The organism is Streptomyces sp. NPDC058985 (assembly GCF_042740985.1).
Lineage (GTDB): Bacteria > Actinomycetota > Actinomycetes > Streptomycetales > Streptomycetaceae > Streptomyces.
In genome coordinates, this window is record NZ_JBHYJX010000009.1 from 120,079 (window position 1) to 145,129 (window position 25,051).

The following is a 25,051-nucleotide window of genomic DNA, read 5'->3' on the forward strand; positions in this document are numbered from 1 at the left end:
TTGGGTAAGTTCCGGACATGACCAAGGCCGGACCCGGAACCGGAATCACCGTGGCACCAGCGGACACGCCCGCTCCCGTCGCCCGGCTCCCCCGGCGCCGGGGCATCGAACTCGCGCTCATCCTCATGGCCGTGCTGCTGTCGGTGTTCGGCTACTGCAACGTCGGACTCGCCCAGCACGGCACCCTCCCGCGCGACGCCGCCGCTTACGGCGCCGGGCTCGGTGTGCTCGCGCTCCTCGCCCATCTGGCGGTACGGCTGCGCGCCCCCTGGGCGGATCCGCTGCTGCTGCCGATCGGCGTGCTGCTCAACGGGCTCGGCCTGGTGCTGATCTACCGGCTCGACCTGGAGACGCCGGGCGACCGGGCGGCCCCCACCCAGCTGGTGTGGTCGACGCTGGGTGTCGCGCTGTTCATCGTGGTCGTCCTGCTGCTGCGCGACCACCGGGTCCTGGCCCGCTACGCCTACGTCTGCGTCACCGCCGCGCTCGCCCTGCTCACCGTGCCGATCTTCTTCCCGGCGGTGAACGGCGCCCGCATCTGGATCCGGATCGAGGGCTTCTCCATCCAGCCCGGCGAGTTCGCCAAGGTGCTGCTCGCCGTGTTCTTCGCCGCCTACCTGGCCGCGAACCGCAGCGCGCTGGCGTACGCGGGGCGCCGCGTGTGGCGGCTGCAACTGCCCACCGGCCGGGTCCTCGGCCCGATCCTCGCCGTGTGGCTGGTCAGCGTCGGGGTCCTGGTCCTGGAGCGCGACCTCGGCACCTCGCTGCTGTTCTTCGGCCTGTTCGTCGTCCTTCTCTACGTCGCCACCGGCCGCACCGGCTGGATCGCCGTCGGCCTGCTGCTGGCCTCGCTGGGCGCGGTCGCCGTGGGCTGGCTGGAGCCGCACGTGCACACCAGGGTGGAGGACTGGCTGCACCCCTTCGCGTCCATCGAGGCGGGCGACGGGCCGGGCCAGCTGGCGCAGTCCCTCTTCGCCTTCGCGGCGGGCGGCGTGACCGGCACGGGCCTGGGCCTCGGGCACTCCGTGCTGATCGGCTTCGCCGTCAAGTCCGACTTCATCCTCGCGACCGCCGGGGAGGAGCTGGGCTTCCTCGGACTGACCGCCGTCTTCCTGCTGTACGGGCTGCTGGTGGAGCGTGGCTACCGGGCGGGCCTCGCCGCGCGCGACCCCTTCGGCCGGCTGCTCGCGGTCGGCCTCTCCTCGATCGTGGCGCTCCAGGTGTTCGTCATCGCGGGGGGCGTGACCGGGCTGATCCCGCTGACCGGCATGGCGATGCCGTTCCTGGCCCAGGGCGGGTCCTCGGTCGTCACCAACTGGGCGATCGTGGCCCTGCTGATCCGGCTCAGCCACGCGGCCCGGCGCGGGACGCCCTCGTGACCCGGCACATCCGGCACGCGGCCCTCTTCTGCGCCCTGCTGCTGGTGGCGCTGGTGGTGAACGCGGCCCGGGTGCAGATCGTCCAGGCCCCGGAGTACGACGGCAATCCGGCCAACCGCCGCCCCGACATCGCCCGCTACCAGCAGCCGCGCGGCGACATCCTGGTCGGCGACGAGGCGGTGACGGGCTCCCGGGACACCGGGGAGCACCTGCGCTACGAGCGGACCTACGCGAACGGGCCGATGTACGCGCCGGTCACCGGCTTCGCCTCGCAGGCGTACGGGACCAGCCTGCTGGAGCACGCGGAGGACGGCCTGCTGTCCGGCGCCGACCCGATGCTCGCGCCGCTCCCGCTGTGGAACGACGTCACCGGCGCCCACAACCCGGGGGGTGACGTCGTGACGACGATCGACGGGGCGGCGCAGCGGGCGGCGTTCGAGGGGCTCGGGCGGCGCACGGGCGCGGTGGCCGCGGTCGAACCGGCCACGGGGCGGATCCTGGCCCTGGTGTCCACCCCGTCGTACGACCCCCAGCTGCTGTCCGGCAACAGCGCGGCCGCCAACCGGACCTGGGACCGGCTGAACGGCGACCCGGACAAGCCGATGCTCAACCGGGCGGTGCGCCGGACCTATCCGCCCGGTTCGACCTTCAAGGTGGTCACCGCGGCGGCGGCGCTGGACGCGGGCGTGGTCCGGGACCTGGACGCGCCGACCCGCTCCCCCGACCCGTACACCCTCCCCGGCACCCGCACCCGGCTGACCAACGAGGCCGACGGCTGCCGGAACGCCTCGCTGCGGGAGGCGTTCGAGTGGTCCTGCAACACGGTGTTCGCCAAGCTCGGCGTGGACGTGGGGGTGACGGACATGACCGCCACGGCGGAGGCGTTCGGCTTCAACGACGGCGCGGTGCGGGTCCCGTTCGCCGTCTCGCGCTCCACCTTCGACACCTCGGTGGACCGGGCGCAGCTCGGGCTGGCCTCGATCGGGCAGTACAACACCCGGGCCACTCCGCTCCAGATGGCGATGGTGGCGGCGGCCGTGGCCGGCGGCGGTCAGGTGCGCTCGCCGTACCTGGTGGAGCGGACCCTGCGGGCGGGCGGCAGCCTGGTGGCGACGGCCGGGTCCCGGCCCTCGCGCGAGGTGATGCGGCCGTCGACGGCGGCGCGGCTCAAGGAGCTGATGACCGGCGTGGTGGAGAGCGGCACCGGGGCGAACGCCGCGATCCCCGGGGCCACCGTCGGGGGCAAGACCGGCACGGCCCAGCACGGCGTCGGCAACTCGGGCACGCCGTACGCCTGGTTCGTCTCCTGGGCCCAGCGCCACGCGGATGTGGAGCCGAAGGTCGCGGTCGCCGTGGTGGTCGAGGGCACGGCGGCGGACCGTGAGCGGGTCAGCGGGGGCGGACTGGCGGCGCCGATCGCGCGGTCGGTGATGGAGGCGGTGCTCGGGGGGTGAGGCAAGGAGAGTTCAGCGGCGGGGTTCCAGGCTGGTGAGGTCGATGTCGATCGGGAAGGGGACGGTGAGCTTGAGGCGATTGTGGAAGATGCCGACCAGCCCATAGACCTTGGTGGCCGGGTCGAGTTCGTACGCGTAGACCACCGGGAGGTCGTGGTTCTCCTCGACTCGCCAGAAATGCGGGATACCCGCCTGCGCGTACTTCAAGGGCTTCACCTCCCGATCCCGCTCCATCGACTCTTTGGAGACGACCTCGACAGCGATCACGACATCTTCTGGCCGGTACCAGGTCTGCCTCGTACCGGCGTATGCCTCTGCCCGGAACACCAGCACGTCGGGCTCCGACCGATTGCGTTCGTTGAGCTTGACGGTCATCTGCATCATGACCTTCAGCTCGTCCGGCGTCTGGGCCAGTAGGGCGTGGTCCAGCAATCGGATGGCCAGTGAGTGGAAGTTGGTCTGCGGACTCACGAAGACAAGGCTCCCGTCGATCAGCTCCGTGTGCGGAGGCAGGTTGGGAAGCTCGTCGAGGTCGTCCGCCGTCCAGCCGCCCTCCGGCGGACGGGGCCACTCGTAGTCGTCGTCCAGCCCGTAGTCACGTGCGGCGCTCATGATCGCTCCCATGTCCCGGAGTCTGACGGACACCGCCAGCGTACCCAGGACGAACGCGGACGGAGCGCTCCATCGAGTGAGCACCCGTCGGGCCATTGACGTCGCAGCACCTTTGCTCGCGGTCGACAAGTTCCGCGCGGGGGATTGACGAGCTTGCTGACACGCAGTCTCATAAGACGCAGCAAGCTGGAGTGACCGCGGGTAACACGATCCGTTCGACGAGGTGGGACACAGCCATGACGACCCTGACGGAAGCCGACGCGCTCGACGGTCTGCGCGACGCGCTCGGCCTGCTCAAGGACCGCGAGCAGGTGGCCGAACGGCTGCTGGACTCGTCCGCCAAGCACTCCTTCGACCCGGACAAGGAGCTGGACTGGGAGGCGCCGTTCGAGGACGGCAAGTGGTTCTGGCCGCCGGAGCTGGTGTCGCTGTACGACACCCCGATGTGGAAGCGGATGAGCGAGGAGCAGCGCATCGTGCTCTCCCAGCACGAGGCCGCCGCGCTCGCCTCCCTCGGCATCTGGTTCGAGCTGATCCTCATGCAGCTGCTGGTGCGGCACATCTACGACAAGGCGGCGACGAGCGCGCACGTGCGCTACGCGCTGACCGAGATCGAGGACGAGTGCCGGCACTCGAAGATGTTCGCCCGGCTGATAACCCGCGGCGAGACGCCCTGGTACCCGGTGAGCCCGATGCACCAGCACCTCGGCCGCCTCTTCAAGACGATCTCCACCACGCCCGGCTCCTTCACCGCCACGCTGCTCGGCGAGGAGGTCCTGGACTGGATGCAGCGGCTGACCTTCCCCGACGAGCGGATCCAGCCGCTGGTCCGGGGCGTCACCCGCATCCACGTCGTGGAGGAGGCCCGGCACGTGCGCTACGCCCGTGAGGAGCTGCGCCGCCAGATGGTGACGGCCCCGAAGTGGTCGCAGGAGTTCACCCGGATCACCTCCGGCGAGTTCGCCCGCGTCTTCTCCGTCGCCTTCGTCAACCCGGAGGTCTACACGAACGTGGGCCTCGACAAGCGCGAGGCGCTGGCGCAGGTCAAGGCCAGCGGCCACCGCCGGGAGATCATGCAGACCGGCGCGAAGCGCCTCACCGACTTCCTGGACGACATCGGGGTGCTGCGGGGGGTCGGACGGCGGCTGTGGAGGTCGTCGGGACTGCTGGCGTAGTCACCACCGCCCAGCTGCGGGCAGTCGTGCCTCCCCCAGTGCCTGAACGGCCTGGGAGGCACCCCGCCACGCCGGGCTGCGACACCCGCCCCGCCCACCCCACCGGACGGCACGATTCGGACACCGCCCAGTCCACCGGCCCAGGGGACCCACCGAGCGGAGCGGTTACGCTGCGGTTCATGACCCCGCAGGCTCCCACCCCCGCCTACCGCCGGCTCAGCGTCGAGGAACGCCGCGTCCAGCTGCTCGACGCGGCGCTCGCCCTCTTCGCGCACCGGCCCCCGGAGGAGGTCTCCCTCGACGACGTGGCCGAGCAGGCCGGGGTCTCGCGGCCGCTGGTGTACCGGTACTTCCCGGGCGGCAAGCAGCAGCTGTACGAGGCCGCGCTGCGGTCGGCCGCCGACGAGCTGCGGCTCTGCTTCGACGAGCCCCGCGAGGGACCCCTGCTGACCCGGCTGGCCCGGGCCCTGGACCGCTACCTCACCTTCGTCGACCAGCACGACACCGGATTCAGCGCGCTGCTGCGCGGCGGCAGCGTGGCGGAGACCTCGCGGACCTCCTCCATCGTGGACGGGGTGCGCCGGGCCGCGGCCGAGCACATCATGAGCCACCTGGACGTGGCCGAGCCCGGACCCCGGCTGCGGATGACCGTCCGGATGTGGATCACGGCGGTGGAGGCGGCCTCGCTGATCTGGCTGGACGAGGAGAAGCAGCCGCCCCTCGACGAGCTGCGGGACTGGCTCGTGGAGCAGTTCCTCGCCGTGCTGACGGTCACCGCCCGGCGCGACCCGCAGACCTCGGCGCTGGTCGAGGCGCTGGCGGCGGACATCTGACACCGCCGCGCGGATCACTGACACTGGTGCCGTGAAGAGCGAAGACACCCCCTTCGAGGGCGGCCCGATGGACGGGCGGGTGCTGCCCGTCCTGGTCGGCATGACCGGGCACCCGCCGAAGACGTACCGCATCCCCGTACCGGACCCGGACGGCGGGCCGCCCACGGTGCTCGTCTACCGGCGCGTGCCCCGCGACGGGCGCGGCGGGCTCGGGCTCGCCCGCTGGAAGTACGCCTACGACCCCGAGGGCCGGCCCGGCTCCGGCCGGAAGTGGCCGTGGTCCAAGCCGGACCCGAAGGCCGGACCGGGCGCCGATCCAGACGCCACGCCGGGCGGCAAGCCGGACGACGCCGACGGGTGACCCCGTTGCGCCGAACCGCGCACACTCGGCGCGCGGAACCCACGGGCACGTCACAGGCTCGCGGTGCGGAGCGGACCCGCCGCACCGCAGCGGAGGTGATGACGTGTCAGGAAGGCTTCTGCGTCTGGTGTGTACGGCGGCGATGGCGGCCGGGATCGCCCTGGCGCCCGGACCCGCCGCGGCCGACCCCGAACCCGGCGGGACCGGCGCGGGCCGCCCGCTGTCCGAGCTGCTGACGGACCTTCAGGAGCTGTACCGGGAGGCGGAGAAGGCCACCGAGACCTACAACGGCACCGAGGTGCGGCTGACCCGGCAGCGGGCCGAGGTGCGGCGGCTGGACGCCGAACTGGCCCGGACCCGGAACTCGCTGAGCGACAGCCGGGGCGCGGCCGGGCGGCTGGCCCGGCAGCAGTACCAGAACAGCAGCGACCTCTCCCCCTATCTGCGGCTGCTGCTGGCCCGCGATCCGCAGCACGCCCTCGACCAGGGCCATGTGATCGGGCAGCTGGCCCGGGAACGCGCCGAGACGGTCGGCCGGCTGACCGGCGACACGAAGAAGGCCGACGAGCTGGCCCGGCGGGCGCGCGAGGCCCTGGACGCGCAACGCTCCCTCGCCGTACGCCAGGCCGCCGAGCGGGACACCGTACGCGACCGGCTGCACGCCGTCGAGGAACTGCTCGCCTCGCTCAGCCCCGCGGAGCTGGCCGCGCTGGCGGAGTTCGAGCGGAGCGGGATCGCCGAGGCGCAGGAGCGGTTCATGGCGTCCGGCGCGCTCGGCGACGACGCCAAGCCGTCGGGGGCGGGCGACCGGGCGGTGCGGTTCGCGGTGGAGCAGCTCGGCAAGCCGTACGAGTGGGGCGCCGAGGGCCCGGCGTCGTACGACTGCTCGGGGCTGACCTCGGTGGCCTGGGACCGGGCCGGGACGGCGATCCCCCGGACCAGCCAGGAGCAGTGGGCCCGGCTGGACCGTGTGCCGCTCGGCGAACTGCGGCCGGGTGACCTCGTCGTGTACTTCCCCGAGGCCACCCACGTCGCGATGTACCTCGGTGACGGCATGGTCGTCCAGGCCCCCCGCCCCGGCGCCGAGGTCAAGGTCTCCCCGATCGCCGCCAACCCGGTCCTGGGCGCGGTACGCCCCGACCCCGCGGGTGAGCCTCTGGCGCGGTACACGCCACCGAGACTCCCCGAGGGGGCCACGGACGGGTCGGACGAAGGGTACGCGGCCCCCTACGCGCCGGCCGCGCCGCCGGAGATCCCGGCGAGGTAGGCCTCGGTCTTCGCCGGCTCGTAGAAGAAGTTCTCGAAGTCGGACGGGTCGTTGAAGCCGTTGGCGAAGCGGTCGGCGGCGGGCTGGAGCTGACCGGCGGCGCCGATGAGGTTCAGGATGTGCTCCGGCGGCGGCGCGAGCATGGCGTTGGTCCACTTGGTGACGTGCTGGGCGGTCCCCCAGTAGCGGTCGAAGGTCTGCCGCATCCACGCCTCGTCGAACTCCCCGTCACCCCGCTCCAGGATCGAGGCGAGGTAGGCCGCCGCGCACTTGGAGGCGGAGTTGGAGCCCTGGCCGGTGATGGGGTCGTTGGCGACGACCACGTCGGCCACGCCGAGCACCAGACCGCCGCCGGGGAGCCGGCCGATCGGGTTGCGGACGGTGGGGGCGTAGCGGCCGGCCAGCGTGCCGCCGGCGTCGGTCAGCTCGACCTTGGTGGCCCGCGCGTACTCCCAGGGCACGAACTTCTCCATGAGTTCCAGGGTCAGGGAGAGGTGCTCGGCCGGGTCCTTGACGTCCTTGAAGGCGTCCAGCGGGCCGCCGGGTATGCCCTCCCAGAACAGGATGTCCGCGCGGCCGGAGGTGGTGAACGTCGGCATGATGAACAGCTCGCCGACACCGGGGACCAGGTTGCAGCGGACGGCCTCGGTCTCCGGGTGCTCCGGGCGCGGGCCCAGTCCGTGCACGTAGGCCACCGCGAGGGCGCGCTGCGGCTCGGCGTACGGGGAGCGGGAGGCGTCGCGGCCGAACATCTGGACCAGCTCGCCCTTGCCGGCGGAGACCAGCACCAGGTCGTAGGCGCGGGAGAAGTAGTCCAGGTCGCCGACGGCCGCGCCGTGGATGACCAGCTGGCCGCCGCGCTGGGCGAAGGTCTCCATCCAGCCGGCCATCTTCACCCGCTGGTCGACGGATTGCGCGAAGCCGTCGAGCCGCCCCAGCCAGTCGATCGCCCGCTGGGTCGGGCCCGGGTCGTGCGAGCCGGGAGCGGCGACCGAGACGCCGAGTCCCTCGATCTTCGGGGCCTGGGACTCCCAGAAGTTCAGCTGGAGGTCGCGCTCGTGCTGGAGGGCCGTGTGGAACATGCACTGCGTCGACATGACCCGGCCGGTGCGGATCTCGTCCGCGGTCCGGTTGGACATCAGGGTGACCTCGTAGCCGTGCGACTGGAGGCCGAGGGCGAGCTGGAGACCGGACTGGCCGGCTCCGACGACGAGTATCTTCCGCATGCGGGGGACGCTCCTAAGGGGACTGCTCGGGGACTACTCGGGGGTTTCGTCGAGCGCGTGGCCCACGAGGGACAAGAGGGTCTCGATGGCCGAGATCCGACGGCGCGCATCCATGATCATTACAGGTATGTGCGCGGGGATCGTCAGCGCCTCCCGCACGTCCTCCACCCCGAACAGCTCGCTGCCGTCGAAGTGGTTCACGGCGACGACGTACGGCAGTCCGCAGCTCTCGAAGTAGTCCAGCGCCGGGAAGCAGTCCTTCAGGCGCCGGGTGTCGGCCAGCACGACGGCGCCGATCGCGCCGCGCACCAGGTCGTCCCACATGAACCAGAACCGCTGCTGGCCCGGCGTGCCGAACAGGTACAGCACCAGGTCGTCGTCGAGCGTGATGCGGCCGAAGTCCATGGCCACGGTGGTGGTGAGCTTGCCCGGGGTGGCGGTGAGGTCGTCGGTCTCCTCGCTCGCCTCGGTCATCAGCGCCTCGGTCTGCAGGGGCGTGATCTCCGAGACGGCGGTGACCAGCGTGGTCTTGCCGACGCCGAAGCCGCCCGCCACCACGATCTTCGTGGCGATGGGCGCCCGGGTCGGGTCCGTCTGCCAGGGCTGTGCGGGCTCGTCGGGGTCGACGAGCGGGGAGACGCCGGAGGCGGCGGCGTCAGAGACGACGGAGTCCACTGAGCACCCTTTCGAGCAGAGCGCGGTCCGGGCGGCCCGTGCCGTGGCCGGTCCCGGTGCCGTACACACGGATCTTTCCCTGGTCCGCCAGGTCGCTGAGGAGCACGCGGACCACGCCGAGCGGCATCTTCAGCAGCGCGGCGATCTCGGCCACCGTACGCATACGGCGGCACAGTTCGACGATGGCCCGCATCTCCGGCATCACCCGGGAGGTCAGGCCGCCGTTCGTCAGTTCCTTGCGCTCCTCGGCGGCTTCGAGCGCGGCGGTGCCGGCGGTGGCGCCGACGAACGTCTCGACCAGCAGGACGTGGCCGAAGCGGGTCCGCCCGCCGGTGAGCGAGTAGGGCCGTACGCGGGCGGGTTTGCGGTCGGCGCCGCGTACGGGGAGGTTCCCCCGGCTGTACCCGGGACTGCTGCTCATCGGGCGCTCCCCGTCGACTCGGACTCCAGGGACTTCCGCAGCTCGCTGCGGAGTTCGGGCGTCAGGACATGGCCGGCGCGGCCGACGAAGAGCGCCATGTGGTACGCGACGACGCTCATGTCGCAGTCCGCGGAACCGTGCACGCCGAGCAGCGAGCCGTCGCTGATCGACATCACGAACAGGCTGCCCTCGTCCATCGCGACCATCGTGTGCTTCACCGTGCCGAAGTCCATCAGCCGGGCGGCGCCGATGGTCAGGCTGCCCACGCCGGAGACGACGGTGGCGAGGTCGGCCGCCGAGCCGCGCGGACCCGTGCGGGGCGCTTCGCGGACCTGCCGGGCCTCCTCGTTCCGACCGGGGTCGGAGGAGAGGAGCAGGAGGCCGTCGGAGGAGACCACCGCGACCGATTGGATGCCGGGCACCTCCTCGACGAGGTTGGTCAGCAGCCAGTGGAGATTGCGGGCCTCACTGCTCAGACCGAAGGTACTGGGCGCGGTCAACTGCTTGCCTCCTCGACGGTGCCCCCCGTGGCTTCTTCGGTTGTGTCCGCCGCGGCGATCTCCGCCTCGACGTCGCGTCGTCCGGCTTCCGCCCCCTGGCGGAAGCCTCCCAGACGGCGGCGGAGCGCCTCGGCGTCGACGGAGCCCGAGGTGCGTGGTCGCGGTGCCGCCGCGGGTGTGCTGAGCTTCGGGGTCCGCTTGGGCAGACCCTTGTCGGTGACGGGTTCGGCCTCGTCCGGCGCGCGGTCGTGTGCGTCGGGGCCGACGGCGTACGGGTCGGGAGCCGGCTCCGGTCCGGGAGCGCGCTCCGGGTCCGCGGCGGGCTCCGGGTCCTCGGCGGGCCCCAGGTCCGGTGGTCCGGCCTGGGCCGGGAGCAGGAGCGCCATCGTGGTGTCGTCGGGGAGGTCCCGGCCCAGGGCGGCGGTCTCGTCCCGGGTGCCGGGCGCGTCGGTGTCCGGTGCGGCGCTCTCGGCGACCGGTGCGCCCTCGGGCTCCGGTTCCGGCTCCGGCGCGTCCGCGGTGGCCGGTGCGGCGGGAGCGTCGGCCTCCGCGCGCCGTACGGCCTCCTCCGCCGAAGCCACCAGCGGGTCCGCGCTCCGGTGCGCACCCTTGGTGGCGCGCCCGTGCAGGACGTTGGAGTTGGCCTCCGCGTCGGCGCCGGGCAGGGAGAAGGAACCCGTTCCGTCGGACACCGGCACGGTCGGGGCCAGTGCCGCCGGCGGGGCCGGGGCGAGCAGCGGAGCGGGCAGTACGAGGACGGCCGCGACCCCGCCCTGCTTCTGCTCGCGCAGCCGCACGCGCGCCCCGTGCCGGTGGGCGAGCCGGGCGACCACGTAGAGGCCGAGCCCGAGACCGTCCTCGCCCTCCTGGTCGTACGGCGCCTGCGGGTCGAAGTCGGTGAGGCGGGCGTTGAGCCGCTGGAGCCGGTCGGTGGCCATGCCGATGCCCTCGTCCTGGACGGAGAGCATCACCTCGCCGTTCTCCAGCAGCCAGCCGGAGACCTCGACGGGCAGGTCGGGCGGCGAGAACGAGGTGGCGTTCTCCATCAGTTCGGCCAGCAGGTGCGAGAGGTCGTCGGCGGCGAAACCGGCGACGTGCGCGTGCGGCGGCAGCGCGGCGATACGGACCCGCTCGTACCGCTCGATCTCGCTCACCGCGGCCCGGACCACGTCGACCAGCGGCACCGGTGAGGCGCTGTGCTGGACGTGTTCGGTGCCGGCCAGGACGAGGAGGTTCTCGCTGTGCCGCCGCATGACGGTGGCGAAGTGGTCGAGCTTGAACAGGGTGGACAGCCGGTCCGGGTCCTGCTCGCGTTCCTCCAGGCTTTCGATGACGGCGAGTTGCCGCTCGACCAGGCCGAGGGTGCGCAGCGCGAGGTTGACGAAGGTGGAGCCGATGCTCTTGCGGACCACGTCGAGGCGGGCGGCCGACTCGGCGAGTTCGGCGCGCAGTGCCTCGCGGGCGTCGGCCATCTTCTGGCGCTGGCCGACCAGGTGCTTGCGGTCGGACTCCAGCGTGTTGACCCGCTCGGCGAGCGTCGCGGCGTGCGCGTGCAGGGCGTTGACGGAGCGGACGACCTGGGCGAACTCGTCGTTGCGGCCGGTGAAGGCGACCGGCTCCTCGGCCGCCATGTCCTCCGCGCCGGCCAGCCGGGCCGAACCCCGGCGCAGCACCGACAGCGGGCGGGTGAGGGTGCGGGCCATGGCGGTGGCGATGCCGAGGGCGAGCAGGATCAGGGCGCCGAGGGCGGCGATCCGGATCTCCAGCGCGGTGACGTCGTCGTCGCGCAGCTGCTCCAGCGCCGTGGTGCGCTTCTCGTAGAGGGCGGACTCGGCGCCGCGCATCGCGTCGACGCGGGCGGAGAGCGCGGCGTCCAGCCGCTTGGTGCTGGTGCCGAGGTCGTCGTCGGAGAGCGTCGGTTCGTCGGTGAGTCCGGCGAGGTACTTCTCGGCGGAGTTGACCTCGGGTCCGGCTACGGTGGCGTCGAAGCTGCTCCGGGCCTCCTTGGGGGCGCCCTCGCGGAAGTCGGCGAGCGCCGCGTCGGAGCGGACCCGGGCCTGCTGGGCGGCGGCGGCCAGCGCGTCGCGCTGCTTGGCGTCCGCGTCCGAGGAGCTGGTCGTCTCGGTGGGCAGGCCGGTGATCGGGTCGATCACGGTCCGGGTGCTGCTGGGCACGGCGAGGGCCGCGAGCAGCAGGCCACGGGTGGCGGCGGCCTGCTGGACGGCGGTGTCCAGTTCGGCCAGCGCGTAGGCGCCGGCGCCCGCGCGGGGCGGCATCTCCTCGGCCAGCTCCTCGGCCAGGGCGTGGAGTTCGGTGATGGCCTCGGAGTACGCCTGGTGGGATTCGAGGGCGGTGCTCTTGCCGGTGAGCGCGGCGCGGCGCAGGGCGGCGATGGCGTCCAGGTCCTCGCGCAGGGCGGAGGGCGTGTCGGTGTCGGCGCGCAACTCCTCGACCTGCCGGTCCACGCGGGCGCTGCGCTGCTCGGAGGGCGCCTTGTCCTCGGGCCGGCCGGCCGCGATGTAGGGGGTGACCTCGTCGCGCTCGTCGGCGAGGGAGTGGGCGAGGCTGAGCGCGCCCTGGGTGCGTTCGGCGAGCGTCACCAGCTCCTGGGAGTCGTGCAGTTGCCCGGAGGCGGTCACGACCGAGGGGGCGCCGGCGGCGGCGACGGCCGCGGCCACGACCGCCACGGCGACGATCAGGCGGTTGCGTACGTGGGTGGGGCGCCCCTTGCCGACGGGGGTCTCCGGCGGCGGAGGGGTGGAGGTGCCGGGGGTGCGCTCCGCGCTCCCCGCGGGGGCCGTCTGCTTGTCTGTGCGACGAGGCCGCGTCTTCTGCACCGGTGCTCGCATTCCTCACTCGTGTACCCGTGGGCCCGGGTGGCGCTCCGTCAACTGGCCGGTCGGCGCAGGCATCCTCCGCCGAGCTCCGGGCCGTGCCCCGGCCGCCGGCAGCGCGTCGGGCGGGGAGACCGCGTGAGCGGGGCAGGCCCCCCACAGTTTCCCGACCCTCCCAGTGCCGGTGGGTGGTGAGCACGCATCATCCGACCCGCCACCCGAAGGAGTGAACCCCGGACGGGAGTTGGTGGGCAAGTTCCCCCGGCGCGTGCGACACGGGTGTGCGGCGCGCCGGTTGGACGTCTGCGACGGGCGGTGGCACTATGTGCCGCCACGTGTCGTCCGGGCCTGTGATTCCACCCCAAATCAGGCGTCTGACCTGCACCGGCGTGCGGGTTCCGGGGGAATCCGTGGAGGGTGCCAGCCTTTTGCGGACACTGTGAAGGGGTCGTGCAGACTGGCCGGATGCGCACCGAACTCGTCTCGGAACCCGGACTGGCCGACCACCCCAACGAGGACTTCGCGAGCGTCGGACTACCGGCCTCGGGACAGGGCGGCTCACTCGTCGTGCTGGACGGGGTGACGCCCCCGCGGACCGGAACGGGGTGTCTGCATTCCGTGCCCTGGTTCACGGCCCACCTCGGCGGCGCGCTGACCGAACTGACTGTTTCACTGCCGGATGTCCCCCTCGTCGACGCGCTGGCCCGCGCCATCGCGCGTACCGCCGCGGCACACGCGGAAACCTGTGACCTTTCTCACCCGCGCACCCCGCAGGCCACCGTGGTCCTCGCCCGCTGGTCCCCCGCCGAGGTCGAGTACCTGGTCCTCTCCGACTCCGCCCTGCTGGTGGAGGCGCCCGACGGCGCGGTCTCGGCCGTCCTGGACGACCGGCTGTCCCGGCTCCCCCGCTCGGCGCTCGCCACGGACGCGATGGTGGACGCCAACCTGCGCAACAAGGAGGGCGGTTTCTACACGGCCGCGGCCGATCCGGCGGTGGCGGCGCGCGCGGTGACGGGGGTGCTGCCGCGCGGCGGGGTGCGGACCCTGGCGGCGCTGACGGACGGGGCCGGGCGGTGGGTGGAGAAGTTCCGGGAGGGCGACTGGACGGACTGCCTCACGCTGCTGCGCAAGCGGGGCGCTCAGGCTCTGGTGGACCGCGTACGGGAGCTGGAGCGGACGGACGCGGCGGGCACCCGCGCGCACCTGGGCCGCAGCAAGACCCACGACGACGCGACGGTGGTGTACGCGGAGCTGTGAGGCGCGGGGGACGGGGCTACTTCTCCATCCCGCGGTTCAGTTCGTGCAGCAGGCGGGCCAGTTCCGAGACCTCGCGCGGGTCCCAGTCGGCGAGCCGGCCGGCGTAGCGGGCGCGGCGGGCCTCGCGTACCCGGCCGACGCGGTCCTGGCCCTCCTGGGTCAGGGTGACGAGCCAGGCGCGGCCGTCGGCGGGGTCGGGTTCGCGGGCGACCAGGCCGAGTTCCTCCAGGGCGCGCAGCTGCCGGGACATGGTGGCCTTGCCGACGCCGATGTAGGCGGCGAGGTCGGTGGCCCGCTGCCCGCCGCACTCGCCGAGCCGCACGAGAAGGCCGTACGCGGACGACTCCAGGTCGGGGTGGACCTCCCGGGCCATCTCGCCCTGGTTGGCCCGGGCGCGCCGCAGCAGCACCGTCAGCTCCCGCTCCAGCGCCAGGAACTCCGGCTGGTTCACACCACTGCCGGCCATCTCGGATTCGACTCCGCGACCGTCGCCGTTTCCGCTTTCGTGCACGTCAGCCCCTGCCTCGGTTCTTCCGGTTTTCCCGGTCCTGAAAGTTTCCGCCACGGCCCGCCATCACCGCAGCTCGGCAAGTATTTCGCAGGCTTAGACCAACGGCGGCTTCCGGTCCCCCTTCCCACCTCCCGTTCTACGTGCGTAGCGTCTTCACCGGACCTCTGAATGGCATGCCCACGCCATTCACGGGTTCCTCCCCACTTGCGCATCCCCCACCGAGCACCACCGAGCCATCGGAGGCACGTCATGCTCGTGCACAGATCCGGATCGGCCCGCGGCCGGCGTCTCGCCGTCACCGGGATCCTGCTCGCCGCCCTCTGTCTGGTGTCCGCCCTCCCCGCGCAGGCGGCGTCGGCCGCCGACACCCCGCCCCGCGGCTCCGCCCACATGGGCATGGGCGTCCTCGAACACGACGGGAGCCACGGCACCCCGGTCCCGGGCGGCGCCGCCCAGACGGAGGGCGTCGACGTCTCCAGCCACCAGGGCAACGTCGCCTGGTCGACCCTGTGGAACAGCGGGGTCAAGTGGGCCTACGCCAAGGCCACCGAGGGGACGTACTACACCAACCCGTACTTCGCCCAGCAGTACAACGGCTCGTACAACGTCGGGATGATCCGCGGCGCCTACCACTTCGCCACCCCGGACAGCACGAGCGGCGCGACCCAGGCCAACTACTTCGTGAACCACGGGGGCGGCTGGTCCCGCGACGGCAGGACGCTGCCGGGGGCGCTCGACATCGAGTGGAACCCGTACGGCGCCGCCTGCTACGGCAAGACGCAGAGCCAGATGGTCTCCTGGATCCGCGACTTCCTGAACACGTACAAGGCCCGCACCGGCCGGGACGCCGTGATCTACACGGCCACCAGCTGGTGGACCCAGTGCACCGGCAACTACGGCGGCTTCGCCGCGAACAACCCGCTCTGGATCGCCCGGTACGCCGCGTCGGTGGGCACGCTGCCGGCCGGCTGGGGCTACTACACGATGTGGCAGTACACGTCGTCCGGTCCGACGGTCGGCGACCACAACAGGTTCAACGGCGCGCTCGACCGCGTGCGGGCGCTCGCCAACGGCTGACACGCCGGAGGCCCGGCCCCCTCGCGGGGTCCGGGCCTCCGTGCCGTCCGGCAGCGTCCGTCACGCCGCGACCGGAGTCGTACGCGCCGCCCCGTTGGTCGCGGGGGCGAGCGCCAGTTCCAGGACCTGGCGGACGTCGCTGACGGCGTGGACGTCGAGCTTGTCCAGCACCTCCGCCGGGACGTCGTCCAGGTCGGGCTCGTTGCGCTTGGGGATGATCACCGTGGTGACGCCCGCCCGGTGCGCCGCGAGCAGCTTCTGCTTGACCCCGCCGATCGGCAGGACGCGTCCGGTGAGTGAGACCTCGCCGGTCATCGCCACGTCGGTGCGGACCAGCCGGCCGGAGAGCAGCGAGGCGAGGGCCGTGGTCATGGTGACGCCGGCGCTCGGACCGTCCTTGGGGACCGCGCCCGCCGGGAAGTGGATGTGCGCTCCCCGGTCCTTCAGGTCGCCCACCGGCAGTTCCAGCTCGGCTCCGTGGCTGCGCAGGAAGCTCAGCGCGATCTGCGCCGACTCCTTCATCACGTCGCCCAGCTGACCGGTCAGGGTCAGCCCCGCCGCGCCCGTCTCCGGGTCGGCCAGCGACGCCTCGACGTAGAGGACGTCGCCGCCCGCGCCGGTGACCGCGAGGCCGGTGGCCACGCCCGGCACCGAGGTGCGCCGCTCCGCCGGGTCCTGGGCGGACTCGGGCACGTGGTGCGGCCGGCCGATCAGGCTGCGCAGGTCGGCGTCGGTGACGGTGAAGGGCAGCTCCCGCTCGCCCAGTTCGTGCTGGGCCGCCACCTTGCGCAGCAGCCGGGCGATCGACCGCTCCAGGGTGCGCACGCCCGCCTCACGGGTGTACTCGCCCGCGAGCTTGCGCAGCGCGCCCTCGTCGACCGTGACCTCGTCGCCGTCGAGTCCGGCCCGCTCCAGCTGGCGCGGGAGCAGGTGGTCACGGGCGATGACGACCTTCTCGTCCTCGGTGTAGCCGTCCAGGCGGACCAGCTCCATGCGGTCGAGCAGCGCCTCCGGGATGGCCTCCAGGACGTTGGCGGTGGCGAGGAAGACGACGTCGGACAGGTCCAGCTCGACCTCCAGGTAGTGGTCCCGGAAGGTGTGGTTCTGGGCCGGGTCGAGGACTTCGAGCAGGGCCGCGGCGGGGTCGCCGCGGAAGTCGGAGCCGACCTTGTCGATCTCGTCGAGCAGGACGACCGGGTTCATGGACCCCGCCTCCTTGATCGCCCGCACGATCCGGCCGGGCAGCGCGCCGACGTACGTACGCCGGTGGCCGCGGATCTCGGCCTCGTCGCGGACGCCGCCGAGGGCGACGCGGACGAACTTGCGGCCCATCGCGTGGGCGACGGACTCGCCGAGCGAGGTCTTGCCGACACCGGGCGGACCCACCAGGGCCAGCACGGCACCGCCACGCCGGCCGCCGACCACGCCGAGGCCCCGGTCGCCGCGCCGCTTGCGCACGGCGAGGTACTCGGTGATGCGCTCCTTCACGTCCTCCAGACCCGCGTGCTCGGCGTCCAGCACGGCCTGGGCGCCCTGGATGTCGTAGGCGTCCTCGGTGCGCTCGCTCCACGGCATCTCCAGAACCGTGTCGAGCCAGGTGCGGATCCAGGAGCCCTCGGGCGACTGGTCGGAGGACCGCTCCAGCTTGTCGACCTCCTTGAGCGCGGCCTCGCGGACCTTCTCGGGCAGGTCGGCGGCCTCGACACGGGCGCGGTAGTCGTCGGACTCCTCGGCAGCGTCCTTGCCTGACTCGCCGTTGAGCTCGCGCAGCTCCTTGCGCACCGCGTCGAGCTGGCGGCGCAGCAGGAACTCGCGCTGCTGCTTGTCGACGCCCTCCTGGACGTCCTTGGCGATGGTCTCGGCGACGTCCTGCTCGGCGAGGTGGTCGCGCAGCTGCTGGGTCGCGAGCTTCAGGCGGGCCACCGGGTCGGCCGTCTCCAGCAGCTCGACCTTCTGCTCGGTGGTGAGGAACGGCGAGTAGCCGGAGTTGTCGGCCAGCGCGGAGACGTCGTCGATGGCCTGCACGCGGTCGACGACCTGCCAGGCGCCGCGCTTGCGCAGCCAGGCGGTGGCGAGCGCCTTGTACTCCTTCACCAGCTCGGCGACCTGGCCGGGCAGGGGGTCGGGCACGGTCTCCTCGACAGGGGTGCCCTCGACCCAGAGAGCGGCGCCGGGACCGGTCGTACCGGCGCCGATGCGCACCCGGCCCCGGCCGCGGATCAGGGCGCCCGGGTCGCCGTCGGCGAGGCGGCCGACCTGCTCGACGGTGCCGAGGACGCCGGTGGCGGCGTGGGTGCCGTCGATGCGCGGGACGAGCAGGACCCTGGGCTTGCCGGGCTCGGACCGGGCGGCGGCCTGGGCGGCCTCCACCGCGGCCCGCACCTCGGCGTCGCTCAGGTCCAGGGGGACGACCATGCCGGGCAGGACCACTTCGTCGTCGAGCGGCAGCACGGGCAGGGTGAGCGGTGTGAAGGCGGCGGACTCAGCAGCCATGATCTCCCCTTCGGCAGTCAAGTTGAGTTACATCGACTCAATGAAAGGGAGTCCCGGATTGTTCCCCGGGGGTCGTTCGCTCTCAGCGATCAACGGCCGAGGCGCTCGGACCCGTGCACGAAAAGCGCTCCCGGCCCGCGCCGCATTCCTGCCAGGATGGGCCGATGGCCATCACTTCCCCCGACTTCCGCGAGGCCCCCGAGGTGCTGGACCGCAGGGAGGGCCCGTACGGCGAGGTCGTCCTGCGACGGCACGGGGCGCTGCTCCAGATCATCGCGAACGGCTGCTTCCTGATGGACACCTCCGACGGGCGCTCCGAGCGGCGGCTGGTCGACGCGGCGGCCGACGCGCTCGCCGGGTCCGGCGGACCGGCCGCGCCGCACCTGCTCATCGGCGGGCTCGGCGTCGGCTTCTCGCTCGCCCACGCGGCGGCCGACCCCCGCTGGGGCCGGATCGCGGTCGTCGAACGCGAGCCCGCCGTCATCGACTGGCACCGCACCGGACCGCTCTCCGCCCTGTCGGCGCGGGCGCTGGCCGACCCGCGCACGAAGATCGTCGAAGCGGACCTGGTCACCTACGTCAATGAGACTTCCGACACGTACGACGCGCTCTGCCTGGACATCGACAACGGCCCCGGCTGGACCGTCACCGAGGGCAACGACGGGCTGTACGGGCCGTCCGGACTGGCGGGCTGCGCAAGGCTGTTGAGACCCGGCGGGGTGCTTGCCGTATGGTCTGCGCAGCCCTCTCCGGAATTCGAAGAAACCTTGCGTAATGCCGGTTTCCAGCAGGTGCGTACCGAAGAGATCCCCGTTGCCCGGGGCGTTCCGGACGTCGTCCATCTCGGCGTCGGTCCTGGATAGCAATGCCGTGGGGACTCCCCGTACGCTGCTGCTCTGACACGGATCATTCAAGCGTCAATCGCAGTCATGGGATCACCCCACGGATTCCGGAAAGCACACCTCAGGGGCGGGCGATGGAGCAGACACAGACCTCCCACAACGGCTCGGCCGCGGCCACCCAGGGCGCACAGCGCCGGGTGCTGGTGGTCGAGGACGACCAGACGATCGTGGACGCCATCGCGACCCGACTGCGCGCCGAGGGGTTCCTGGTGCAGACGGCGGGCGACGGTCCGTCCGCCGTCGACACGGCCGAGGCGTGGCAGCCCGACCTGCTGATCCTCGACATCATGCTGCCGGGCTTCGACGGCCTGGAGGTCTGCCGGCGCGTGCAGGCCCAGCGGCCGGTGCCGGTGATGATGCTCACCGCGCGCGACGACGAGACGGACATGCTGGTCGGGCTCGGCGTGGGTGCCGACGACTACATGACCAAGCCGTTCTCGATGCGCGAGCTGGCCGCGCGCGTGCACGTGCTGCTGCGCCGGGTGGAGCGGGCCGTCGTGGCCGCCTCGACGCCCCGCAGCGGCATCCTGCGCCTGGGCGAGCTGGAGATCGACCACGCGCAGCGCCGGGTGCGGGTGCGCAGCGAGGACGTCCACCTCACCCCCACCGAGTTCGACCTGCTGGTCTGCCTGGCGAACACCCCGCGTGCGGTGCTCTCCCGTGAGCAGCTGCTGGCCGAGGTGTGGGACTGGGCGGACGCCTCCGGCACCCGGACCGTGGACAGCCACATCAAGGCGCTGCGCCGGAAGATCGGCGCCGAGCGCATCCGCACCGTGCACGGCGTGGGCTACGCGCTGGAGACGCCGACGCCATGAGCCGAGGGCGGGAGGCCGCACGGAGGAGCCCCGGCCCCCGCATCGCCGGGGAGCCCTGGGGCGGCGTACGCCCGTTCTCGGTCAAGACCAAGCTGGGCGCGCTGGTCGTCACGTCGGTGCTGATCACCACCGGTCTGTCGGTGATCGCGGTGCACACCAAGACGGAGCTGCGCTTCATCACGGTCTTCTCGATGATCGCCACGCTGCTGATCACCCAGTTCGTGGCGCACTCGCTGACCGCGCCGCTGGACGAGATGAACGCCGTGGCCCGGTCCATCTCGCACGGCGACTACACCCGCCGGGTGCGCGAGAACCGCCGCGACGAGTTGGGCGACCTGGCCGTCACCATCAACCGCATGGCGGACGACCTGGAGGCGCAGGACCTCCAGCGCAAGGAGCTGGTCGCGAACGTCTCGCACGAGCTTCGCACCCCCATCGCGGGCCTGCGCGCGGTGCTGGAGAACATCGTCGACGGCGTCACCGAGGCCGACCCGGAGACCATGCGCACGGCGCTCGGCCAGACCGAGCGGCTCGGCCGGCTGGTGGAGACGCTGCTGGACCTCTCCCGCCTGGACAACGGCGTGATACCGCTGCGCAAGCGGCGCTTCGAGGTCTGGCCGTACCTGTCCGGCGTGCTCAAGGAGGCCAACATGGTCGCCTCGGCCCGCGCGGGCATCGCCTCCGGCTCGGGCAGCCACACGCGTACCGACGTGCACCTGGCGCTCGACGTCTTCCCGCCCGAGCTGACCGCGCACGCCGACCCCGAGCGCATCCACCAGGTCGTCGCCAACCTCATCGACAACGCGGTCAAGCACAGCCCGCCGCACGGCCGGGTGACGGTCAAGGCGCGCCGCGGCGAGCTGCCCGAATCCCTCGAGCTGGAGGTTCTCGACGAGGGCCCCGGCATTCCGCGCTCCGAGTGGCGCCGGGTGTTCGAGCGGTTCAACCGGGGTTCGGTCTCCCGGCCGCACGGTCCGGGCAGCGACGGCGGCACCGGTCTGGGCCTCGCGATCGCGCGCTGGGCGGTGGATCTGCACGGCGGCCGGATCGGTGTGGCCGAATCCGAGCGGGGATGCCGGATTCTCATCACTCTTCCGGGCCTGCCCTCGACGCCCGGTTGACGTAGGGTTCGAAGCGGAGCTTCAAGATCCACGGGCATCCGCCCTGGCGGACACGTGTGATCAGGGACAGGCCCGCGTTTTCCCGGCGCCGGGTCCCGCTCCGCCCTTCCCACGCGCAGCAGAACCTCGCTTGTTTCCCGCCATTTCCAGCGCCGAAACACCGTCTGCAATGTGACTTACGCGACGATGAACGGGCCCGGCCTGACCTTCGGGGTCGGCAAGGCGTAGCCTTGATTCCCGCTGTCCACCATCTTGTGAAGCGGAAGAGGGCGGTTCTCGCCGTGTCGCCACAGTCCCCCAGTAACTCGAGCATCTCGACCGACACCGACCAAGCGGGCAAGAACCCCGCTGCCGCGTTCGGTGCCAACGAGTGGCTCGTTGACGAGATCTATCAGCAGTACCTCCAGGACCCGAATTCCGTGGACCGAGCCTGGTGGGACTTCTTCGCCGACTACAAGCCCGGGGCGCCCGCGGCCCAGGCCGCCGCCCCCGCGGCCACGGCCACGGACTCCGGCAGCGCGCCCAAGGCCGCCCCCGCACCACAGGCGCAGGCTCCCGCCCCGGCCCAGCCGAAGGCGGCCGCCCAGCCGGCCGCCCCCGCGAAGCCCGCCGCGGCCCCGGCCGCCAAGCCCGCCGCCGCGCCCGCCAAGCCCGCGTCCCAGCCGCAGGCGAAGGCCGCCGCACCCGCCGCGCCCGCCGCGCCCTCGAAGGACGCCGCCACCGCGGCCCCCGAGGGCCCCGAGCTGGTGCCCCTGCGCGGCCCGGCCGCCGCGGTCGCGAAGAACATGAACGCCTCGCTGGAGCTGCCCACGGCCACGTCCGTGCGCGCCGTCCCGGTGAAGCTGCTGTTCGACAACCGCATCGTCATCAACAACCACCTCAAGCGCGCCCGGGGCGGGAAGATCTCCTTCACGCACCTGATCGGCTACGCGATGGTGCAGGCCATCAAGGCCATGCCGACGATGAACCACTCGTTCGGCGAGAAGGACGGCAAGCCGACCCTCGTCAAGCCCGCGCACGTCAACCTCGGCCTCGCCATCGACCTGGTCAAGCCCAACGGCGACCGCCAGCTGGTCGTCGCGGCGATCAAGAAGGCCGAGACGCTGAACTTCTTCGAGTTCTGGCAGGCCTACGAGGACATCGTCCGCCGCGCCCGCGACGGCAAGCTGACGATGGACGACTTCTCCGGCGTCACGGTCTCCCTGACCAACCCCGGCGGCCTCGGCACCGTCCACTCGGTGCCCCGCCTGATGCCCGGCCAGTCGGTCATCATGGGCGTCGGCTCCATGGACTACCCCGCGGAGTTCCAGGGCACCAGCCAGGACACCCTGAACAAGCTCGGCATCTCGAAGGTCATGACGCTCACGTCGACCTACGACCACAGGGTCATCCAGGGCGCCGCCTCCGGCGAGTTCCTGCGCCAGGTCGCCAACCTGCTCCTCGGCGAGAACGGCTTCTACGACGAGATCTTCAAGGCGCTGCGCATCCCCTACGAGCCGGTCCGCTGGCTCAAGGACATCGACGCCAGCCACGACGACGACGTCACCAAGGCCGCCCGCGTCTTCGAGCTGATCCACTCCTACCGGGTCCGCGGCCACGTCATGGCCGACACCGACCCGCTGGAGTACCAGCAGCGCAAGCACCCCGACCTGGACATCACCGAGCACGGGCTCACCCTGTGGGACCTGGAGCGCGAGTTCGCGGTCGGCGGCTTCGCGGGCAAGTCCCTGATGAAGCTGCGCGACATCCTCGGCGTGCTGCGCGACTCGTACTGCCGCACCACCGGCATCGAGTTCATGCACATCCAGGACCCGAAGCAGCGCAAGTGGATCCAGGACCGCATCGAGCGCTCGCACACCAAGCCGGAGCGCGAGGAGCAGCTGCGCATCCTGCGCCGGCTGAACGCGGCGGAGGCCTTCGAGACCTTCCTGCAGACGAAGTACGTCGGCCAGAAGCGCTTCTCCCTGGAGGGCGGCGAGTCCGTCATCCCGCTGCTCGACGCGGTCATCGACTCGGCGGCCGAGTCCCGCCTCGACGAGGTCGTCGTCGGCATGGCCCACCGCGGCCGGCTGAACGTGCTGGCCAACGTCGTCGGCAAGTCGTACGCGCAGATCTTCCGCGAGTTCGAGGGCAACCTCGACCCGAAGTCGATGCACGGCTCCGGCGACGTGAAGTACCACCTGGGCGCCGAGGGCACCTTCACGGGCCTGGACGGCGAGCAGATCAAGGTCTCGCTGGTCGCCAACCCCTCGCACCTGGAGGCGGTCGACCCGATCCTGGAGGGCGTCTCGCGCGCCAAGCAGGACATCATCGGCAAGGGCGGCACGGACTTCACCGTCCTGCCGGTGGCGATCCACGGCGACGCGGCCTTCGCGGGCCAGGGCGTGGTGGCCGAGACCCTGAACATGTCGCAGCTGCGCGGCTACCGCACCGGCGGCACGGTCCACGTCGTCATCAACAACCAGGTCGGTTTCACCGCCGCCCCGGAGTCGTCGCGCTCCTCGATGTACGCCACCGACGTGGCCCGCATGATCGAGGCCCCGATCTTCCACGTGAACGGCGACGACCCCGAGGCCTGCGTCCGTGTGGCGCGGCTGGCCTTCGAGTTCCGCCAGGCGTTCAACAAGGACGTGGTGATCGACCTCATCTGCTACCGCCGCCGCGGGCACAACGAGACCGACAACCCGGCCTTCACCCAGCCGCTGATGTACGACCTGATCGACAAGAAGCGCTCGGTGCGCAAGCTCTACACCGAGTCCCTCATCGGTCGCGGCGACATCACCCTGGAAGAGGCCGAGCAGGCGCTCCAGGACTACCAGGGGCAGCTGGAGAAGGTCTTCACCGAGGTCCGCGAGGCCGCCTCGCAGCCCGCCTCCGCCGAACCGTCGGAGCCGCAGGCCGAGTTCCCGGTCGCGGTGAACACCGCGGTCACCGCCGAGACGGTCAAGCGGATCGCCGAGTCCCAGGTCAACATCCCCGACCACGTCACCGTGCACCCGCGACTGCTGCCGCAGCTGCAGCGCCGGGCGGCGATGGTCGAGGACGGCACGATCGACTGGGGCATGGGCGAGACCCTCGCCGTCGGCTCGCTGCTCCTGGAGGGCGTGCCGGTCCGGCTCTCCGGCCAGGACTCGCAGCGCGGCACCTTCGGCCAGCGCCACGCGGTCGTCATCGACCGTGAGACGGGCGACGAGTTCACCCCGCTGCTGTACCTGTCCGAGGACCAGTCCCGGTACAACGTCTACAACTCGCTGCTCTCCGAGTACGCGGTGATGGGCTTCGAGTACGGCTACTCGCTGGCCCGCCCCGACGCTCTGGTGATGTGGGAAGCGCAGTTCGGCGACTTCGTCAACGGCGCGCAGACGGTCGTGGACGAGTTCATCTCGTCGGCCGAGCAGAAGTGGAACCAGACGAGCGGTGTGACGCTCCTGCTCCCGCACGGCTACGAGGGCCAGGGCCCGGACCACTCCTCGGCCCGCCCGGAGCGGTTCCTCCAGCTCTGCGCGCAGAACAACATGACGGTCGCGATGCCGACCCTGCCGTCGAACTACTTCCACCTCCTGCGGTGGCAGGTGCACAACCCGCACCACAAGCCGCTGGTCGTCTTCACCCCGAAGTCGATGCTGCGCCTGAAGGCCGCGGCCTCGAAGGCGGAGGAGTTCACGACGGGCCAGTTCCGCCCGGTCATCGGCGACGACTCGGTCGACCCGGCCGCCGTCAAGAAGGTCGTCTTCACCGCCGGCAAGGTCTACTACGACCTCGACGCCGAGCGGAAGAAGCGCGGCGTGACCGACACGGCCATCATCCGCATCGAGCGCCTGTACCCGCTGCCGGGTGCCGAGCTCCAGGCGGAGATCGCCAAGTACCCGAACGCCGAGAAGTACCTGTGGGCCCAGGAGGAGCCGGCGAACCAGGGTGCCTGGCCGTTCATCGCGCTCAACCTGATCGACCACCTGGACCTGGCGGTCGGCGCCGACATCCCGCACGGCGAGCGCCTGCGGCGCATCTCGCGCCCGCACGGCTCGTCCCCGGCCGTCGGTTCCGCCAAGCGGCACCAGGCCGAGCAGGAGCAGCTGGTGCGTGAGGTCTTCGAGGCCTGACCGCACACGCGTCCGACAGGAGGGGCCGGTCCCGGGAA

General features: G+C 72.0%; 20 protein-coding genes. 12 read left to right on the plus strand and 8 right to left on the minus strand.

Annotation, left to right across the window (positions count from 1 at the left end):
* Positions 1-17 precede the first annotated feature (17 nt).
* A complete protein-coding gene (locus ACFW01_RS11180; protein ID WP_234954699.1) occupies positions 18-1,379 on the plus strand; it encodes an FtsW/RodA/SpoVE family cell cycle protein in 1,362 nt (453 codons plus the stop codon).
* Positions 1,376-2,833, plus strand: coding sequence for a penicillin-binding transpeptidase domain-containing protein (locus tag ACFW01_RS11185; protein WP_234954700.1), 1,458 nt, complete (start codon positions 1,376-1,378; stop codon positions 2,831-2,833). The genes ACFW01_RS11180 and ACFW01_RS11185 overlap by 4 nt, the downstream gene beginning before the upstream one ends.
* Before the next feature lie 12 nt (positions 2,834-2,845).
* Here ACFW01_RS11185 and ACFW01_RS11190 read toward each other — a convergent pair whose 3' ends face one another.
* On the minus strand, positions 2,846-3,445 hold the full coding sequence (locus ACFW01_RS11190; RefSeq protein ID WP_234954701.1) for a Uma2 family endonuclease: 600 nt from the start codon (positions 3,443-3,445) through the stop codon (positions 2,846-2,848).
* A gap of 236 nt (positions 3,446-3,681) precedes the next feature.
* Here ACFW01_RS11190 and ACFW01_RS11195 point away from each other — a divergent pair, with 236 nt between their 5' ends.
* The 4 genes from ACFW01_RS11195 to ACFW01_RS11210 all read left to right on the plus strand — a co-directional run bounded on the left by ACFW01_RS11195 (position 3,682) and on the right by ACFW01_RS11210 (position 7,081).
* Positions 3,682-4,620: a diiron oxygenase gene (locus ACFW01_RS11195; protein ID WP_122616204.1), complete on the plus strand. Its 939-nt coding sequence runs from the start codon at positions 3,682-3,684 to the stop codon at positions 4,618-4,620.
* Between the two features lie 179 nt (positions 4,621-4,799).
* Entirely contained in the window at positions 4,800-5,453 is a 654-nt protein-coding gene (locus ACFW01_RS11200) for a TetR/AcrR family transcriptional regulator (RefSeq protein ID WP_234954703.1), read from the plus strand.
* Positions 5,454-5,484: 31 nt separating this feature from the next.
* Positions 5,485-5,814 carry a hypothetical protein gene (locus tag ACFW01_RS11205; protein ID WP_234954705.1) on the plus strand — a complete coding sequence of 110 codons (330 nt, stop codon included), beginning with the start codon at positions 5,485-5,487 and terminating at the stop codon, positions 5,812-5,814.
* Between the two features lie 103 nt (positions 5,815-5,917).
* Entirely contained in the window at positions 5,918-7,081 is a 1,164-nt protein-coding gene (locus tag ACFW01_RS11210; protein WP_234954707.1) for a C40 family peptidase, read from the plus strand.
* Here the strand turns inward: ACFW01_RS11210 and ACFW01_RS11215 are convergent.
* Genes ACFW01_RS11215 through ACFW01_RS11235 form a run of 5 tightly spaced genes read right to left on the minus strand, consistent with a single transcriptional unit; the run spans position 7,042 to position 12,752 of the window.
* Positions 7,042-8,307, minus strand: coding sequence for a styrene monooxygenase/indole monooxygenase family protein (locus ACFW01_RS11215; RefSeq protein WP_234954709.1), 1,266 nt, complete (start codon positions 8,305-8,307; stop codon positions 7,042-7,044). The two genes, ACFW01_RS11210 and ACFW01_RS11215, sit on opposite strands and share 40 nt — an antisense overlap.
* Before the next feature lie 33 nt (positions 8,308-8,340).
* Positions 8,341-8,982: an ATP/GTP-binding protein gene (locus tag ACFW01_RS11220; RefSeq protein ID WP_234954710.1), complete on the minus strand. Its 642-nt coding sequence runs from the start codon at positions 8,980-8,982 to the stop codon at positions 8,341-8,343.
* Positions 8,963-9,403 (minus strand): DUF742 domain-containing protein, encoded by a 441-nt coding sequence (locus ACFW01_RS11225; RefSeq protein WP_234954712.1) that lies wholly within the window; start codon positions 9,401-9,403, stop codon positions 8,963-8,965. The genes ACFW01_RS11220 and ACFW01_RS11225 overlap by 20 nt, the downstream gene beginning before the upstream one ends.
* The gene (locus ACFW01_RS11230) at positions 9,400-9,903 is read right to left on the minus strand and encodes a roadblock/LC7 domain-containing protein (RefSeq protein ID WP_163015789.1); all 504 of its coding nucleotides are present in this window, start codon (positions 9,901-9,903) and stop codon (positions 9,400-9,402) included. Before ACFW01_RS11230 ends, ACFW01_RS11225 begins: the two co-directional genes overlap by 4 nt.
* The gene (locus ACFW01_RS11235; protein ID WP_234954714.1) at positions 9,900-12,752 is read right to left on the minus strand and encodes a nitrate- and nitrite sensing domain-containing protein; all 2,853 of its coding nucleotides are present in this window, start codon (positions 12,750-12,752) and stop codon (positions 9,900-9,902) included. The genes ACFW01_RS11230 and ACFW01_RS11235 overlap by 4 nt, the downstream gene beginning before the upstream one ends.
* Positions 12,753-13,202: 450 nt before the next feature.
* Here ACFW01_RS11235 and ACFW01_RS11240 point away from each other — a divergent pair, with 450 nt between their 5' ends.
* On the plus strand, positions 13,203-13,994 hold the full coding sequence (locus ACFW01_RS11240) for a protein phosphatase 2C domain-containing protein (protein ID WP_234954715.1): 792 nt from the start codon (positions 13,203-13,205) through the stop codon (positions 13,992-13,994).
* A gap of 16 nt (positions 13,995-14,010) precedes the next feature.
* Here ACFW01_RS11240 and ACFW01_RS11245 read toward each other — a convergent pair whose 3' ends face one another.
* A complete protein-coding gene (locus ACFW01_RS11245) occupies positions 14,011-14,505 on the minus strand; it encodes a MarR family transcriptional regulator (protein ID WP_234954717.1) in 495 nt (164 codons plus the stop codon).
* 249 nt (positions 14,506-14,754) lie between these two features.
* Here ACFW01_RS11245 and ACFW01_RS11250 point away from each other — a divergent pair, with 249 nt between their 5' ends.
* Positions 14,755-15,582: a lysozyme gene (locus ACFW01_RS11250; RefSeq protein WP_234954719.1), complete on the plus strand. Its 828-nt coding sequence runs from the start codon at positions 14,755-14,757 to the stop codon at positions 15,580-15,582.
* A 60-nt stretch (positions 15,583-15,642) separates the two neighbouring features.
* Here the strand turns inward: ACFW01_RS11250 and lon are convergent, their stop codons facing one another.
* Positions 15,643-18,075 carry an endopeptidase La gene (lon, locus tag ACFW01_RS11255; protein WP_234954720.1) on the minus strand — a complete coding sequence of 811 codons (2,433 nt, stop codon included), beginning with the start codon at positions 18,073-18,075 and terminating at the stop codon, positions 15,643-15,645.
* 164 nt (positions 18,076-18,239) lie between these two features.
* Here lon and ACFW01_RS11260 point away from each other — a divergent pair, with 164 nt between their 5' ends.
* The 4 genes from ACFW01_RS11260 to ACFW01_RS11275 all read left to right on the plus strand — a co-directional run bounded on the left by ACFW01_RS11260 (position 18,240) and on the right by ACFW01_RS11275 (position 25,013).
* On the plus strand, positions 18,240-18,938 hold the full coding sequence (locus ACFW01_RS11260) for a spermidine synthase (protein ID WP_234954721.1): 699 nt from the start codon (positions 18,240-18,242) through the stop codon (positions 18,936-18,938).
* A gap of 113 nt (positions 18,939-19,051) precedes the next feature.
* Complete coding sequence (locus ACFW01_RS11265) at positions 19,052-19,792, plus strand: response regulator transcription factor (RefSeq protein ID WP_064729795.1); 741 nt, start codon at positions 19,052-19,054, stop codon at positions 19,790-19,792.
* Positions 19,789-20,913, plus strand: coding sequence for an ATP-binding protein (locus tag ACFW01_RS11270; RefSeq protein WP_234954722.1), 1,125 nt, complete (start codon positions 19,789-19,791; stop codon positions 20,911-20,913). The genes ACFW01_RS11265 and ACFW01_RS11270 overlap by 4 nt, the downstream gene beginning before the upstream one ends.
* Positions 20,914-21,194: 281 nt before the next feature.
* Positions 21,195-25,013, plus strand: coding sequence for a multifunctional oxoglutarate decarboxylase/oxoglutarate dehydrogenase thiamine pyrophosphate-binding subunit/dihydrolipoyllysine-residue succinyltransferase subunit (locus ACFW01_RS11275; RefSeq protein ID WP_234954723.1), 3,819 nt, complete (start codon positions 21,195-21,197; stop codon positions 25,011-25,013).
* Positions 25,014-25,051: the final 38 nt, after the last annotated feature.

Bases quoted from the DNA above. Each gene is read 5' to 3' on its own strand.
- ACFW01_RS11180 (WP_234954699.1), top strand. From the start codon at position 18: ATGACCAAGGCCGGACCCGGAACCGGAATCACCGTGGCACCAGCGGAC.
- ACFW01_RS11190 (WP_234954701.1), bottom strand. From the start codon at position 3,445: ATGAGCGCCGCACGTGACTACGGGCTGGACGACGACTACGAGTGGCCC.
- ACFW01_RS11195 (WP_122616204.1), top strand. From the start codon at position 3,682: ATGACGACCCTGACGGAAGCCGACGCGCTCGACGGTCTGCGCGACGCG.
- ACFW01_RS11200 (WP_234954703.1), top strand. From the start codon at position 4,800: ATGACCCCGCAGGCTCCCACCCCCGCCTACCGCCGGCTCAGCGTCGAG.
- ACFW01_RS11215 (WP_234954709.1), bottom strand. From the start codon at position 8,307: ATGCGGAAGATACTCGTCGTCGGAGCCGGCCAGTCCGGTCTCCAGCTC.
- ACFW01_RS11225 (WP_234954712.1), bottom strand. From the start codon at position 9,403: ATGAGCAGCAGTCCCGGGTACAGCCGGGGGAACCTCCCCGTACGCGGC.
- ACFW01_RS11235 (WP_234954714.1), bottom strand. From the start codon at position 12,752: ATGCGAGCACCGGTGCAGAAGACGCGGCCTCGTCGCACAGACAAGCAG.
- ACFW01_RS11240 (WP_234954715.1), top strand. From the start codon at position 13,203: ATGCGCACCGAACTCGTCTCGGAACCCGGACTGGCCGACCACCCCAAC.
- ACFW01_RS11250 (WP_234954719.1), top strand. From the start codon at position 14,755: ATGCTCGTGCACAGATCCGGATCGGCCCGCGGCCGGCGTCTCGCCGTC.
- lon (WP_234954720.1), bottom strand. From the start codon at position 18,075: ATGGCTGCTGAGTCCGCCGCCTTCACACCGCTCACCCTGCCCGTGCTG.
- ACFW01_RS11260 (WP_234954721.1), top strand. From the start codon at position 18,240: ATGGCCATCACTTCCCCCGACTTCCGCGAGGCCCCCGAGGTGCTGGAC.
- ACFW01_RS11265 (WP_064729795.1), top strand. From the start codon at position 19,052: ATGGAGCAGACACAGACCTCCCACAACGGCTCGGCCGCGGCCACCCAG.
- ACFW01_RS11270 (WP_234954722.1), top strand. From the start codon at position 19,789: ATGAGCCGAGGGCGGGAGGCCGCACGGAGGAGCCCCGGCCCCCGCATC.